Annotated in this window: 14 protein-coding genes; 8 read left to right on the forward strand and 6 right to left on the reverse strand. The window is 65.7% G+C overall.

Annotation, left to right across the window (positions count from 1 at the left end; translation table 11 throughout):
- The first annotated feature begins 5 nt into the window (after positions 1 to 5).
- The 6 genes from atpG to glmS all read left to right on the forward strand — a co-directional run bounded on the left by atpG (position 6) and on the right by glmS (position 6,990).
- Positions 6 to 869, forward strand: coding sequence for a F0F1 ATP synthase subunit gamma (gene atpG, locus DBY63_RS08180; RefSeq protein WP_007160119.1), 864 nt, complete (start codon positions 6 to 8; stop codon positions 867 to 869).
- 30 nt (positions 870 to 899) lie between these two features.
- Positions 900 to 2,276, forward strand: coding sequence for a F0F1 ATP synthase subunit beta (gene atpD, locus DBY63_RS08185; protein WP_007160118.1), 1,377 nt, complete (start codon positions 900 to 902; stop codon positions 2,274 to 2,276).
- A 38-nt stretch (positions 2,277 to 2,314) separates the two neighbouring features.
- Positions 2,315 to 2,740 carry a F0F1 ATP synthase subunit epsilon gene (locus DBY63_RS08190; RefSeq protein WP_007160117.1) on the forward strand — a complete coding sequence of 142 codons (426 nt, stop codon included), beginning with the start codon at positions 2,315 to 2,317 and terminating at the stop codon, positions 2,738 to 2,740.
- A 154-nt stretch (positions 2,741 to 2,894) separates the two neighbouring features.
- Positions 2,895 to 4,262: a bifunctional UDP-N-acetylglucosamine diphosphorylase/glucosamine-1-phosphate N-acetyltransferase GlmU gene (glmU, locus tag DBY63_RS08195; protein ID WP_108582206.1), complete on the forward strand. Its 1,368-nt coding sequence runs from the start codon at positions 2,895 to 2,897 to the stop codon at positions 4,260 to 4,262.
- Between the two features lie 54 nt (positions 4,263 to 4,316).
- On the forward strand, positions 4,317 to 5,087 hold the full coding sequence (locus DBY63_RS08200; protein WP_108582207.1) for a DeoR family transcriptional regulator: 771 nt from the start codon (positions 4,317 to 4,319) through the stop codon (positions 5,085 to 5,087).
- 67 nt (positions 5,088 to 5,154) lie between these two features.
- On the forward strand, positions 5,155 to 6,990 hold the full coding sequence (gene glmS / locus DBY63_RS08205; protein ID WP_074583353.1) for a glutamine--fructose-6-phosphate transaminase (isomerizing): 1,836 nt from the start codon (positions 5,155 to 5,157) through the stop codon (positions 6,988 to 6,990).
- A gap of 18 nt (positions 6,991 to 7,008) precedes the next feature.
- Here the strand turns inward: glmS and DBY63_RS08210 are convergent, their stop codons facing one another.
- Positions 7,009 to 7,344 carry an NADH:ubiquinone oxidoreductase gene (locus tag DBY63_RS08210; protein WP_256594361.1) on the reverse strand — a complete coding sequence of 112 codons (336 nt, stop codon included), beginning with the start codon at positions 7,342 to 7,344 and terminating at the stop codon, positions 7,009 to 7,011.
- Positions 7,345 to 7,411: 67 nt separating this feature from the next.
- Between DBY63_RS08210 and DBY63_RS08215 the strand changes: the two genes are divergently transcribed.
- Both DBY63_RS08215 and DBY63_RS08220 read left to right on the forward strand, forming a co-directional pair.
- Positions 7,412 to 8,368: a CobW-like GTP-binding protein gene (locus tag DBY63_RS08215; RefSeq protein WP_042134956.1), complete on the forward strand. Its 957-nt coding sequence runs from the start codon at positions 7,412 to 7,414 to the stop codon at positions 8,366 to 8,368.
- Positions 8,369 to 8,553: 185 nt separating this feature from the next.
- A complete protein-coding gene (locus DBY63_RS08220; RefSeq protein WP_256594362.1) occupies positions 8,554 to 9,465 on the forward strand; it encodes an energy transducer TonB in 912 nt (303 codons plus the stop codon).
- A 4-nt stretch (positions 9,466 to 9,469) separates the two neighbouring features.
- Here the strand turns inward: DBY63_RS08220 and ybaL are convergent, their stop codons facing one another.
- From ybaL to DBY63_RS08245, 5 genes are all read right to left on the reverse strand, one after another.
- A complete protein-coding gene (ybaL, locus tag DBY63_RS08225; protein WP_042134955.1) occupies positions 9,470 to 11,188 on the reverse strand; it encodes a YbaL family putative K(+) efflux transporter in 1,719 nt (572 codons plus the stop codon).
- 74 nt (positions 11,189 to 11,262) lie between these two features.
- Positions 11,263 to 11,745, reverse strand: coding sequence for an acyl-CoA thioesterase (locus tag DBY63_RS08230; protein ID WP_007160109.1), 483 nt, complete (start codon positions 11,743 to 11,745; stop codon positions 11,263 to 11,265).
- A gap of 60 nt (positions 11,746 to 11,805) precedes the next feature.
- Positions 11,806 to 12,564 carry an SDR family oxidoreductase gene (locus DBY63_RS08235; RefSeq protein WP_027598710.1) on the reverse strand — a complete coding sequence of 253 codons (759 nt, stop codon included), beginning with the start codon at positions 12,562 to 12,564 and terminating at the stop codon, positions 11,806 to 11,808.
- 69 nt (positions 12,565 to 12,633) lie between these two features.
- Positions 12,634 to 13,035 (reverse strand): SMI1/KNR4 family protein, encoded by a 402-nt coding sequence (locus DBY63_RS08240; RefSeq protein WP_007160107.1) that lies wholly within the window; start codon positions 13,033 to 13,035, stop codon positions 12,634 to 12,636.
- Positions 13,036 to 13,215: 180 nt separating this feature from the next.
- Positions 13,216 to 14,073 (reverse strand): TIM44-like domain-containing protein, encoded by an 858-nt coding sequence (locus DBY63_RS08245; RefSeq protein ID WP_042134953.1) that lies wholly within the window; start codon positions 14,071 to 14,073, stop codon positions 13,216 to 13,218.
- Positions 14,074 to 14,337: the final 264 nt, after the last annotated feature.

The following is a 14,337-nucleotide window of genomic DNA, read 5'->3' on the forward strand; positions in this document are numbered from 1 at the left end:
GTCACATGGCAGGCGCAAAAGAGATTCGCGGCAAGATCGCGAGCATCAAAAGCACACAGAAGATCACCAGCGCCATGGAAAAGGTTGCGGTCAGCAAGATGCGTAAGGCTCAGGCCCGCATGGCTGCCAGCAAGCCTTATGCCGAGCGCATCCGCGCTGTGATCGGCCACCTGGCCAACGCCAACCCCGAGTACCGCCATGCCTTCATGGTGGAACGCGAGGTCAAGCGCGTCGGTTACATCGTGGTCAGCTCCGATCGGGGTCTGGCCGGTGGTCTGAACACCAACCTGTTCAAGGCTCTGGTCCGCGACATGAGCGACCAGCGCGGCAAGGGTGTGGAAATCGATCTGGCGGTGATCGGGGCCAAGGGTGCCTCCTTCTTCCGCAGCTTCGGCGGCAACGTGGTCGCGGCCATCAGCCACCTCGGCGAAGCCCCGGCGATCGGCGATCTGATCGGCAGCATCAAGGTGATGCTGGATGCCTACCTGAACGGCCGTATCGACCGTCTGTACGTGGTGTCCAACGTCTTCGTCAACACCATGACCCAGAAGCCGACCATCCAGCAGCTGGTGCCCCTGGTACCGGCCGAGGGCGGTGAGCTGCAAGGCAAGCATTGGGACTACCTCTACGAGCCCGACGCCAAGACCCTGCTCGACGGTCTGCTGGTGCGCTACGTGGAATCCCAGGTGTACCAGGCCGTGGTCGAGAACGCTGCCAGCGAACAGGCCGCGCGGATGATCGCGATGAAGAACGCCACCGACAACGCCGGCGATCTCATCAAGGAGCTGCAGCTGGTCTACAACAAGGCTCGCCAGGCTGCGATCACCCAAGAAATTTCGGAAATCGTCGGCGGCGCCGCCGCGGTCTGACGGACAGCTTAAACATTCGAGGAACGCGAAATGAGTAGCGGACGTATCGTACAAATCATCGGCGCCGTGATCGACGTGGAATTCCCGCGCGACGCGGTACCGCGCGTCTTTGACGCCCTCAAGGTGCAGGGTGCCGAAACCACCCTGGAAGTCCAGCAGCAGCTGGGCGACGGCGTGGTCCGTACCATCGCCATGGGTAGCACCGAAGGCCTAAAGCGCGGCCTGAACGTGGGCAACACCGGCGAGGCCATCAAGGTCCCGGTCGGCGTCAAGACCCTCGGCCGCATCATGGACGTCCTGGGCAACCCCATCGACGAAGCCGGCCCCATCGGCGAGGAAGAGCGCTGGGAAATCCACCGCAAGGCCCCGTCCTATGCAGAGCAGGCCGGTGGTAACGACCTGCTGGAAACCGGCATCAAGGTCATCGACCTGGTCTGCCCCTTCGCCAAGGGCGGCAAGGTCGGCCTGTTCGGCGGCGCCGGCGTGGGCAAGACTGTCAACATGATGGAGCTCATCCGTAACATCGCCATCGAGCACAGCGGTTATTCCGTGTTCGCCGGCGTGGGCGAGCGTACCCGTGAAGGGAACGACTTCTACCACGAGATGAAGGACTCCAACGTTCTGGACAAGGTCGCCCTGGTCTATGGCCAGATGAACGAGCCGCCGGGCAACCGTCTGCGCGTGGCCCTGACCGGTCTGACCATGGCCGAGAAATTCCGTGACGAAGGCCGTGACGTCCTGCTGTTCGTCGACAACATCTACCGCTACACCCTGGCCGGTACCGAAGTGTCCGCGCTGCTGGGTCGTATGCCGTCCGCGGTGGGCTACCAGCCGACCCTGGCCGAGGAGATGGGTGTCCTGCAGGAGCGCATCACCTCCACCAAGCTGGGTTCGATCACCTCCGTTCAGGCCGTCTACGTCCCTGCGGATGACTTGACCGACCCGTCCCCGGCGACCACCTTCGCCCACCTGGACGCCACTGTGGTTCTGTCCCGTGACATCGCCTCCCTGGGTATCTACCCGGCGGTCGATCCCCTGGACTCCACCTCGCGCCAGCTGGACCCGAACGTGATCGGCCAGGAGCACTACGACACCGCTCGCGGCGTCCAGTACGTGCTGCAGCGCTACAAGGAGCTGAAGGACATCATCGCGATCCTGGGCATGGACGAACTGTCCGAGTCCGACAAGCAGCTGGTATCTCGCGCTCGTAAGATCCAGCGCTTCCTGTCCCAGCCGTTCTTCGTGGCCGAAGTCTTCACCGGTTCGCCCGGCAAGTACGTGTCCCTCAAGGACACCATCGCCGGCTTCTCAGGGATCCTGCGTGGCGACTACGATCACCTGCCCGAGCAGGCGTTCTACATGGTCGGCAGCATCGACGAAGCCATCGAGAAAGCCAAGAAACTGTAACTGCCGCGCCCGGCGACGGGCGCTCTTAGAGGCACGCTATGGCCAAGACAGTCCAATGCGACATCGTCAGCGCGGAAGGGGAAATCTTCTCCGGCGCGGTGGAGATGATCATCGCCCACGGCCACCTGGGTGATCTGGGTATCGCCCCGGGCCATGCGCCGCTGCTCACCGATCTGAAACCGGGCCCCATCCGCCTGGTCAAGGCCGGGGGCGCCGAGGAGGTGTTCTACATCTCCGGCGGTTTTCTGGAAGTGCAGCCGAATGTCGTCGAAGTGCTGGCCGATACCGCCAGCCGCGCCGGTGACATCGACGAAGCTGCCGCTCTGGAAGCCAAGCAGCGCGCCGAGGCAGCACTGAGCGACAAGGGCACGGAGTTCGATTACACCGCTGCCGCCACTCAGCTCGCCGAAGCCGCCGCCCAGCTGCGCACCATCCAGCAGCTCAAGCGGCAGGCCAAGCGCTAAGCGCGAGGTCAGGCTGTAACGACAAGGGTAGCTTCGGCTACCCTTTTCTTTTGTCGTCCGAAAAGTGGGCGAGAAATTTCGCGTGGTCGGACTTGGAAGGCGCCTGTCGCCTTCGGTCGCCGGCTCGTCTCTTCCTCCTGTCTCCGAGGTTCCGATGTCCCTGGAAATCGTCATCCTGGCTGCTGGCCAGGGCACCCGCATGAGATCCGCTCTACCCAAGGTGCTTCATCCCGTGGCCGGTCGCAGCATGCTGGGGCATGTCCTCGACCGTGCCCGTGAGCTGCAGCCGGCCGGCATCCATGTCGTCATCGGCCATGGCGCCGACCAGGTCCGCAGCCAGCTGGCCGCCGACGACGTCAGCTTCGTGGTCCAGGCCGAGCAACTCGGTACCGGCCATGCCGTGGCCCAGGCGGCGCCGGCGCTGACGGCGGAGCGGGTATTGATCCTCTATGGCGACGTGCCCCTGATCCAGACCGAGACCCTGCAGCGCCTGCTGCAGCAGGTGGATGACAGCCACCTGGCGCTGCTGACCGTGGAGCTGGACGATCCCACCGGCTATGGCCGCATCCTGCGCGATGAGCAGGGGCGGGTAACCGCCATCGTCGAGCACAAGGACGCCAGCGACGCCCAGCGCGCCATCCGCGAAGGCAATACCGGCATCCTCGCGGTACCCGGTCGGCGGCTGGCGGACTGGCTGGGTCGCCTGTCCAACAGCAATGCCCAGGGCGAGTACTACCTGACCGATGTCATCGCCCTCGCGGTGGCGGACGGCCTGACCATCGCCACCAGCCAGCCGGCGGACGCCATGGAAGTGCAGGGCGCCAACGATCGTCGGCAGCTGGCCCAGCTGGAGCGGCACTTCCAGCAGCGCGCCGCCGAGCGCCTGATGCTGCAGGGCGTGACCCTGCTGGATCCCCTGCGCTTCGATCAGCGTGGCCAGGTCGAGGCGGGTCGTGACGTCTCCATCGACGTCAACGTCATTCTCGAAGGTCGGGTGGTGCTGGAAGACGGCGTGAGCATCGGTCCGAATTGCGTGATCAAGGACAGCGTGCTCAAGCGCGGCGCCATCATCAAGGCCAACAGTCATCTGGACGGCGCCGTGGTCGGGGAGGGCGCCGACGTCGGTCCCTTCGCCCGTCTGCGCCCGGGCAGCGAACTGGGCAGCAAGGCCCATGTGGGCAACTTCGTCGAACTCAAGAACGCCCATCTGCAGGACGGCGCCAAGGCCGGTCACCTGACCTATCTGGGCGATGCCAGCATCGGTGCTGGCAGCAACATAGGCGCAGGCACCATCACCTGCAACTATGACGGCGCCAACAAGTTTCGAACCGAAATCGGCGCGGATGTCTTCGTGGGTTCCAACAGCTCGCTGGTGGCGCCGGTCAGCCTGGGCGCCGGCGCGACCACGGCGGCAGGCTCGGTCATCACGGCGGACGTGCCGGCTGATACCCTGGCACTGGGGCGGGCGCGGCAGATCAACAAGACCGGCTGGCAGCGACCGAAGAAGGCCCCCAAGGCTTGACGCCGGCCTGCTATTAGGTTTTGATTCGATCCATTATCTTTCGAATCGAAATTTATGACCCGTCGCAACACCGCCCAGCGTCGCCACGCCATCCTTGCCCAGCTCCGGGAGCAGGGCGAGGTCAGCGTGGACGAACTGGCCCGCCAGCTGGAGACCTCCGAGGTCACCATCCGCAAGGACCTGGCCGCCCTCGAGCGCAATGGGCTACTGCTGCGCCGCTACGGCGGTGCGGTGGCCATGCCCCAGGAGCTGCTGGCCGAGGCACCGCCCCAAGCATCGCCGTTCAAGCAGGCCATTGCCCGGGCCGCGGCCCGGCGCCTGCGCGAACATGCACGGATCATCGTCGACTGCGGCAGCACCACGGCAGCGCTGATCCCACAGCTCGATCGCCGTCCCGGCCTGGTGGTCATGACCAATTCCCTGCAGGTGGCCATGGCGCTGCGCGAGTTGGAACAGGAACCCATGCTGCTGATGACCGGCGGCACCTGGGATCCGCACTCGGAATCCTTCCAGGGGCAAGTCGCCGAGCAGGTACTCAGATCCTATGACTTCGACCAGCTGTTCATCGGCGCCGACGGCCTCGATCCGGAGCGCGGCACCACCACCTTCAACGAGCATCTGTCGCTGTCGCGGGTGATGGCGGAGGTGGCGCGCGAGGTGGTGGTCATGGCCGAGGCGAGCAAGCTGGGCAGGCGAATTCCCAATCTGGAACTACCTTGGGAAAGGGTGGACGTGCTCATCACCGATGAGCGACTGCCCGCCGAGGCGGCCCGGGCGATCGAAACCCAGGGGGTGCAGGTCATCTGCGCCCCGGTGGATAACTAGACAATCAGGTCATCCACAGCCGGCCCCGCCGGGTCGTTGTGGATAAGACAGGCAAGGGGAGGTAAGCATGTGTGGAATCGTCGGCGCCATTGCCGAGCGTAACATCACCGCCATTCTGGTCGAGGGTCTCAAGCGCCTGGAATACCGTGGCTACGACAGCGCCGGCCTGGCCCTGCTGGATGCCCAGGGCGAGTTGCAGCGCCTGCGCCGCATCGGCAAGGTCAGCGAACTGGAAGCGGCCCTGTTGGCCGATCCCCTGGCCGGTCGCCTGGGCATCGCCCACACCCGCTGGGCGACCCATGGTGCGCCTACCGAAGCCAATGCCCACCCGCATTTCTCCCAGGGTGACGTGGCGGTGGTGCACAACGGCATCATCGAGAACCACGAGGCCCTGCGCGCCCAGCTCAAGGCCCAGGGCTATGTCTTCACCTCCCAGACCGACACCGAGGTCATCGTCCATCTGCTGCACCTCAAGCTGCAGGACAGCGGCGACCTGACCACGGCGCTGAAGGCGGCGGTCAAGGAACTGCACGGCGCCTATGGCCTGGCGGCGGTCTGGCGCCAGCAGCCGGATCGCCTGGTGGCGACTCGCAGCGGCAGTCCCCTGGTCATCGGCCTGGGTCTGGGCGAGAACTATCTGGCCTCCGACCAGCTGGCGCTGCGTCAGGTGACCGATCGCTTCGTCTACCTGGAAGAGGGTGACGTGGCCGAGATCCGCCTGGATCAGATCACGCTCTGGGATATGAGCGGCGCGCCGGTCCAGCGCGAGATGGTGCAGTACCACGAAGGCAGCGAGGCCGCTGACAAGGGCGCCTATCGCCACTTCATGCTCAAGGAGATCCACGAGCAGCCCAGTGTGGTCCAGCGCACCCTGGAAGGCCGTCTGGGTGACGGTCAGGTCTTGCCCGAGGCCTTCGGTCCGGCGGCATCCGAGTTGTTCGCCAAGGTCCGCCAGGTCCAGATCGTCGCCTGCGGCACCAGCTTCCATGCCGGTTCGGTGGCGCGCTACTGGATCGAGGAATACGTCGGCATCCCCTGTCAGGTGGAGGTGGCCAGCGAATTCCGCTATCGCCGCGTCGCCGTCAGCCCGGACACCCTGTTCGTCACCATCTCCCAGTCGGGCGAAACAGCCGATACCCTGGCCGCGCTGCGCATGGCCAAGCAATCCGGCTATCTGAGCAGCCTGGCCATCTGCAACGTGGCGACCAGCTCCCTGGTGCGCGAATCCCAGCTGAGCTTCCTGACCCAGGCCGGTCCCGAGATCGGCGTGGCCTCGACCAAGGCCTTTACCACCCAGCTGGTTTCGCTGCTGCTGCTGACCCTGAGTCTGGGTCGCTGCCAGCAGCGTCTGGCTGCCGCCGTCGAAGCCGAGCTGGTGGCCGAATTGCGCCGGCTGCCGGCGCGGCTGGACGAAGCCCTGGCCATGGACAAGACCGTGGAAAAGCTGGCGGAATCCTTTGCTGAGAAGCACCACACCCTGTTCCTGGGGCGTGGCGAGCAGTACCCGGTGGCCATGGAGGGTGCGCTCAAGCTCAAGGAGATCTCCTACATCCACGCCGAGGCCTATCCGGCCGGTGAGCTCAAGCACGGTCCGCTGGCGCTGGTGGATGCCGACATGCCGGTGGTGACGGTGGCGCCCAACAACGAGCTGCTGGAAAAGCTCAAGTCCAACCTGCAGGAAGTGCGCGCCCGTGGCGGTCAGCTGATCGTCTTCGCCGACGAGCGTGCCGGCTTCGAGGAAGGCGAAGGCACCCGCATCGTGCCCATGCCGCACATCCACGATGCGCTGTCGCCGATCCTCTACACCATCCCGCTGCAGCTGCTGTCCTACCACGTCGCCGTGTTCAAGGGCACCGACGTGGACCAGCCACGCAATCTGGCCAAGTCGGTGACCGTGGAATAAAGGGTTCCACGTGGAACCTCAGGGCACGCGCCAGCTGCCCTGATTCTGCTGCCGGCAGGCGAAGGCCAGGAAGCGGCCGTCGCCGGGCTCGCCGTAGTAGTGGATATCCTGTCGATAGGGCACGCCCGGACTGCGGGCGCCCTGGCAGATGCCGATCTCGCCGACCGGACAGCGGTCGACGAAGCGGACCTCGGTCTGCTGGTCCTTGAGCTGCGGCTGGCAGAAGCCGTCGCGAAACAGCTGGGCGGGGATGTCGATATTGCTCTGGCAGACCTGCACGTCCACACTGCCCTGACGACTGCGGATCACGCAGGCATCGGCGAGCGCCAGTGACGGCAACAGCAGCAGAGGCATCAGCAATCGCCACATTCCAGCCCATCTCCCTGATGAAATCGCCACTCTAGCATTCGACCCTCCCGCCATGCGCCTCGCCGATATCAAGACCCATGTGATCGCCGGCCCTCTGGGCGCCGGCAAGACCACCCTGATCCGCCAGCTGTTCGCCCAGCGCCCCGCCCACGAGCGCTGGGCGATCCTGGTCAACGAATTCGGCCAGGTCGGACTCGACGCGGCGCTCATGACCCGGGACGACGACGGCCTGGCGATCGCCGAGGTCCCGGGTGGCTGCCTGTGCTGCGTCCAGGGCGTGCCCCTGCAGGTAGCCCTCACCCGACTGCTCAGACGGGCACGACCGCAGCGGCTGTTCATCGAGCCTTCCGGCCTCGGCCATCCCGCCAGTCTCTATCGGCAACTCCAGGCGCCGCCCTGGACCGGGGTGCTGAGTCTGCAACCCCTGATCTGGGTGGTGGATGCCAGGCAACTGCTGGAGGGCCAGCCCTTGCCGGACGCCCAGCAGCAGGCGCTGGGCCAGGCCGGCCTGATCGTGCTCAACAAGAGCGCGGGCCTGGAGCGGGCAGGCTTGCCGGCGCAGTTGGGCGATCGGCCGCTGTACTGGACCGAAGGCGGGCGGATCGCCCTGGCCGACCTGCCCCTGGCCGACGGTGAAACCTCGAGCGACGGCGAGTTATCCGAGCCCGAGGCGGCGTCCGCTCCGCAGGCGCTGTTGCTGCCCGGACGCCCGCTGCGCTTCAGCCATACCCTGGAGGGCCACCACGCCGTCGGTTGGCGCTGGCATCCCAGCCACAGCTTCGACGGCCCGGCATTGCTGGCGCTGCTGGGCGGTCTCCCCGGGCTGCTCAGGCTGAAGGCGGTGCTGCAGCTGGCGGAGGGCTGGCAGGCCTACAACGGTCTGGCCGGGCAGGGCGCCTGGGAGCCGACCCTGTGGCGACGCGACAACCGGCTGGAGTTGATCCTGGAGGAAAAGCCGGACCTAGAGGCCCTCGAAAAAGCGCTGGGCGGGACCATTCGCGACATTTGAGGTTGCCAAATTTGTTCAGCTAATGATAATGATTATTAAATTTACTTCCTCTGCGTATTGCTCCCATGGCTCCGACGTCTCTTGCCAAGCCTGAACCTCTCGTAGTCGCTGCGCGTACCGATGGCGATGAGCTGGAATCCGTCCAGGGACCCGTCAGGGCCGCCCAGGCAGGCGATGTGGAGCCCGTGGCAGGGGTCAATGCCAAGCGTAGCGAGCCCTCGGCCACCATCCTGTCGTTCCGCATGCCCGAGCGTAACGAAGAGATCCTGACCCCGGTATTGACCCCGGTCGGCGCTGCCGAACCGGGCGAGCAGCCACCCCGGGGTCGCGGCTGGGGGGCCGCCTCGGCGCTGTCGCTGATCATGCACGCCAGCATGGCCGCGGCGCTGTTCCTGGTGGTCCAGGCGCCACCGGAGCTGAAGATCGCCAAGGGCGACGAACCCATGCAGGTCAGCTTCATCCAGTTGCCCAAGCCGGTACCCGAGCCGCCCGCGCCGACCCCGGCACCGCCCGCGCCGCCGCCGCCGCCGCAACCCGAACCGCCGCCACCGGAGCCGCCCAAGCCCGTGGAACCGCCGAAACCGGTGGAGCCGCCAAAGCCGGTAGTGGAAAAGCCCAAACCCAAGCCGAAGCCCAAGCCGGTCGAGCACAGCCAGCAGAAGCCGCTGCCGAAAAAGGTCGAGCCCGCGCCGGAGCCGGTGGCTCAGGCCGCACCAGCGCCGGCCCCCGCGCCTGCGGCCACGGCTGCGCCCAGTCAGCCGGCGCCGGCCGCCGCGCCGTCCGGTCCGCCGAAGACCGCCGGCCTGCCCACCGGCAGCATCGACGACGCCGACATCCGGCCGATCAAGATGACGCCGCCGGAGTATCCGGAAATGCTGCGTCGTCGCGGTGTGGGTGGCGAGGTGCGGGTGATGTTCACCGTGACCGCCGACGGTCGACTGGCCGACATTCAGGTGCTGGAAGCCTCCAACAAGCAACTGGAGCGCGCGGTGCTCGAGGTGCTGGGCGAATGGCGCTTCGCCCCCCGGGTCTCCGGCGGCCAGATCGTCCCGCGCAAGGCCACCAAGACCTTCAACTTCAAGATCCAGCGCCGCTAGGTCGCTAGGCGGCGGAGCCCCTGGGCTCCGCCTCGGACTCCCCGGTCCGCTCCAGGCCCAGATAGCGGAACATGCCAAGGGCGATCTCGCGTTCGCCCATGATCACCTCGTCCACGCCATGACGCTCCAGATGGCGGATCTCGTCTTCGTGATGGGCGCGGGCGAGGATAGGCAGTTCCGGCGCCAGCTCGCGGGCCCGGCGCGCGATCTCGGCGGCCTCGAAGCCGTTGGGAATCGCCAGCAGCAGGGCCCGCGCCTCCTCGAGCTTGGCCCGTGCCAGCACCTTGTCCTGGGTCGCGTTGCCGAGGATCGCCTTGAATCCCTGCTGGCGTAGCGCCGTGACGTGTTCCGGTTCGTCCGAGATCACGATCAGCGGCGGATCCTCGCGATCCAGGCGATCGCAGAGATAGCGGCCCACCCGTCCATAGCCCACCAGCACCAGGTGACCCCGTTGCGCCACTGGCTCGGGCTCGTCGTCCAGCTCTGGCGCATGCTTGCCCTTGGCATTGATCAGCCGGCGGCCTTCGCGACGCTCCATCCAGGGCTGCAGCAGGTCGATGCCGTGAAACAGCAGCGGATTGAGGATGATGGAGATGATGGCGGCGGCCAGGATGAGGTCGTGAGCGCCCTGGTCGAGCAGTTTCAGCGACAGGCCGAGGCTGGCGAGGATAAAGGAGAATTCGCCGATCTGCGCCAGGCTGGCGGCGATGGTCAGGGCCACGCTCAAGGGGCGACGATAGGCCAGGACGATCAGAGTCGCGGCGATGGACTTGCCAAAGACGATCACTGCCACCGTGGCCAGCACCGCCAGGGGTTGTTCCAGCAGGATCTCCGGATCGAACAGGCAACCCACGGAAAAGAAGAACAGCACGGCGAAGGCTTCGCGCAGGGGTAGCGAATTCTCCGCCGCGTCGTGGCTGAGTTCCGATTCGTTGAGCACCACGCCGGCAAAGAAGGCGCCCAGGGCGAAGGACACCCCGAACAGCGACGCCGAGCCATAGGCGATGCCCATGGCGATGGCCAGGGTCGCCAGGGTGAAGAGTTCGCGCGAACCGGTACGGACCACCCGGGCCAGCAGCCAGGGGATGACCCGCCGGCCCACCAGCAGCATCAGCGCGATGAAGGCGCCAACCTTGAGCGCGGTGAGGCCCAGCTCCAGCCCCAGGCTCTGGCCCGATTCTTCGCCGCTGTCGCCACCCAGCGGCCCGGCCAGCGCCGGCAGTACCACCAGGGCCAGCACCATCAGCAGGTCTTCCACGATCAGCCAGCCCACGGCGATGCGACCACGTCGGCTTTCCACCATCTGGCGTTCTTCCAGGGCTCGCAGCAATACCACGGTACTGGCCACCGACAGCGACAACCCGAACACCAGGCCGCTGCCCAGTCCCCAGCCCAGGAAGTGGCTCACCCCCATGCCCATCAGGGTGGCGGCAGCGATCTGCACGATGGCGCCGGGGATGGCAATGCGTTTGACCGCCAGCAGATCCTTGATGGAAAAGTGCAGACCCACGCCGAACATCAGCAGGATGACGCCGATTTCGGTCAGCTCCTTGGACAGTTCGGGATCGGCGACGAAGCCGGGCGTGAAGGGGCCGGCCGCGACCCCGGCGAGCAGATAGCCGGCGATGGGCGGCAGGCGCAGACGGGTGGCGAGGATGCCGAAGGCAAAGGCCAGGACCAGGCCGATCGCCAGGGTGGATATCAGAGGGGTGTCATGGGACATGCTGGCTCCAAGGATTTGGATTGCCAGATCCTGGAGCCGCTGCCGTCGAACGACGGCGACCTAGCCGGCAAAACTCAAAAGGTTTCCTTGAGTGCCTGATAGCGCTCTTGAAGTTCCCGACGGATCTGCCGGCGCTGCTGGGCCTGCACACAGCGCCGCTTCTCGTCCGCGGTCACGGGTTCCAGCTGGGGCACGGGGCAGGATTTGCCGTTCTCGTCCACCGCCACCATGGTGAAGAAGCAACTGTTGGTGTGGCGCACCGAACGCTGCTGGATGTTCTCGGTGATGACCTTGACGCCGATTTCCATGGAAGTGGTCCCGGTGTAGTTCACCGAGGCGAGAAAGGTCACCAGTTCGCCGACATGCACCGGTTCGCGAAAGATCACCTGATCCACCGAGAGGGTCACCACATAGCGTCCGGCATAGCGGCTGGCGCAGGCATAGGCCACTTCGTCGAGGTGCTTGAGCAGGGCGCCGCCGTGGACATTGCCGGAAAAGTTGGCCAGGTCCGGGGTCATCAGGATGGTCATGCTCAACTGGTGGTTGCCGGCTTCCATGGGCGAATCCTCGAGGGGGAAATCCTGTAGACGACGCACCGACGCCGTCTGTCACAGCCATCAACGGCCGGCGGACAGCCCGAAGTCGATGGGCAGGTCGGCGCCGGAAATGGCCGCCGCCTGGGGCTGGCAGAGGAAGTAGACGAATTCGGCCACCTCTTCCGGCTGGATGAAGCGCGCGGTTTCGCCCTGGGGATAGCGATTGAGCAGGTTGCGGCGATAGCCGGCCGGATCGCCACTGCCATAGTGGGCGGCCTGGAAGTCCAGCATGGGGGTGTCGATGTCCCCTGGCGAGACGGCATTGACCCGCACCCCATCGCGCGCCAGTTCCACCGCCAGATTCTGGCTGAAGAAGCGCACCGCGGCCTTGGCCGCGCCATAGGCCGCCGCGCCGGCGATGGGCTGGCGTCCGGCGCCGCTGGCGACGTTGATGATGACGCCGCGATTTTCCTTGAGGAAGGGGATGGCCGCCGAACACATGAAGAAGGTGGCCTTGAGATTGACCGCCATCACCAGGTCGTAGTCGTCCTCGGTAAAGGTCTCGACCTCGCCTTCGCGCCAGATGCCCGCCGCGTTGATCAGGGCATCCAGACGCCCGGTACGGGCCATGACCTTGCTGACCAGGGAACGGCAGCCCTCGGCGCTGGAGATATCGGCGGTCACGCTGGAATCCAGGCCGACGATGCCGTTGAGGCCATGCAGGCCCTCGGCATCGCGGTCGGCGGCGGCGACGCGCCAGCGACTCTGGGCGAAGCGTTGCGCCAGGGCGCGGCCGAGGCCGCCCGCGGCACCGGTGATCAGGACGACGGGAGTGCTCATGACGCATCCTCCGTAAGTGATGGCCTTATCCAGACCCATGCGCAGCGGGGTCGTTCAGTAGCGGGCCGGTCAGCTTTCCAGCCAGACGTCGCGCGCCCAGACCCAGACCGAATCCCAGGATTCGTCGGTCAGGTCGCCGTCTTCCCACAACAGTACCTCGCCTTCCTGGCTGACGCAGTAGTAGCCGTCGTCGCTGGCGCAGAGGGGAATGTACTCGCGCGGCAGGCCTTCGTCCCAGGCGGTGGCAGCCACTTCCGGCAGGTAGGTATGGGACTGGGGATCGGTGACGGTCACCGGCTCGATGCGGCCATAGACCACGTCGCTGACGGTCAGCAGGAACTCGCGGAATTCCGGCGGCAGGCTGATGAGCAGTTCTTCCTCGATCTCGACCAGCAGGTCTTCGTCGGGCAGCTCCAGGGGTACGGGAACGGGTTCGTTTTCTTCACGCAGGCGTTCGATGACGTCTTCCATAGCAGGCCTCTCTCGAAATGCGCACCGGATAAAGGGAAAAGAGGCGCGCAAGGTTAGCAGTTCAGTCCGTGATAACGGCAGCTTCCGCACGGACTTGATAGCGGTTTCGAGAGATGTTCGGCAGGCGGCGCCCATGAAAAAGCCCGGCTTAGAGCCGGGTTTTTCGGTGACGTGCCCTTATCAGGCGTTCTGGCGGATACCGGCCAGCAGCCAGGGCTGGTTCTCGCCGGCCATGCGCTCCATGCGCCAGCTTTCGCTGAACGGCTGGCCCTGGTCGAAGCGCGATTCCTTGGATACACCGTTGAAGGTGATGGTGGCGATGGTCTTGCCCTGCAGATCCTCGACACCGTCAAGGGTGGCATTCAGGTTCTCGATGTAGGTGGACTGGAAGCCCTCGCCCAGTGCAGCGCGCTCGTCACGCAGCCATTGCAGCATCTGCGGGGTGACGAACTCGGAGATCTTGTCCATCTCGTTGGCGTCCCAGTGCTGCTGCAGGTTCATGAAGTGCTCGCGACCGGCGGCCACGAAGCGCTCGGCATTGAACCAGCTCGGTGCGTTGATCACCGGCGCGGCGCCAGCGGCGGCACCGCCGAACAGACCGCCATTGTTGGGCTGGTTGGGCATCTCGCGCTGCATCGGCGCATGACCGGCGACGGCGGGCTGCGGACCGGCCTGCTGCTTGCGACGGGCGATCAGGCGGAAGATCACGAAGGCGATGAGCGCCAGGATCAGGAAGTCGAAGAACTGGAAGCCTTCGAAGCCGTCACCCATGAACATGGAGGCGAGCAGACCACCGGCGGCGATACCGGCCAGCGGGCCGAGCCAGCGCGAGGCACCACTGGGACGGGCAGCGGCGGCGGCGCCAGCACCGGCGGCGGGCGCGGCCATGCCCGGCTGCTGGGTCGGCGCGGCCTGGCGGGTCTGGTGAATGGGCGCGGCGCCAGCGGACTTGCCGGCGCCCATGCGTTTGGCATTGGCATCCAGGCTGAGCGTGAGGCCCAGGCACAGGATCATGAAGAAGCTCATCAGGCGTTGCATGTGGTGTTCTCTCTGTGAAGAGTCTGGTGTTGGATACATCTTGCGCTGCCCGGTCAAGTACAGCCAGCGTGAATTGTTTCGGTATTTTGCCCTGTCGGCGTTACCTGGAAGCAGGCCGCCAAGTGCTTGCGACCGTTGAAAATTTCCAAGCACATCAATCTATTACAGATTTTTGCAAAATCCGTCACAAGAGTTTGCAGATGCTAGTCTTGGACTCCAGTCAGCGCAGGTGTCGGGAGAGTGCCCGGCCCGTCATAGGAGGGC

This window comes from Pseudomonas sp. RIT411, from assembly GCF_003057735.2.
Lineage (GTDB): Bacteria > Pseudomonadota > Gammaproteobacteria > Pseudomonadales > Pseudomonadaceae > Chryseomonas > Chryseomonas oryzihabitans.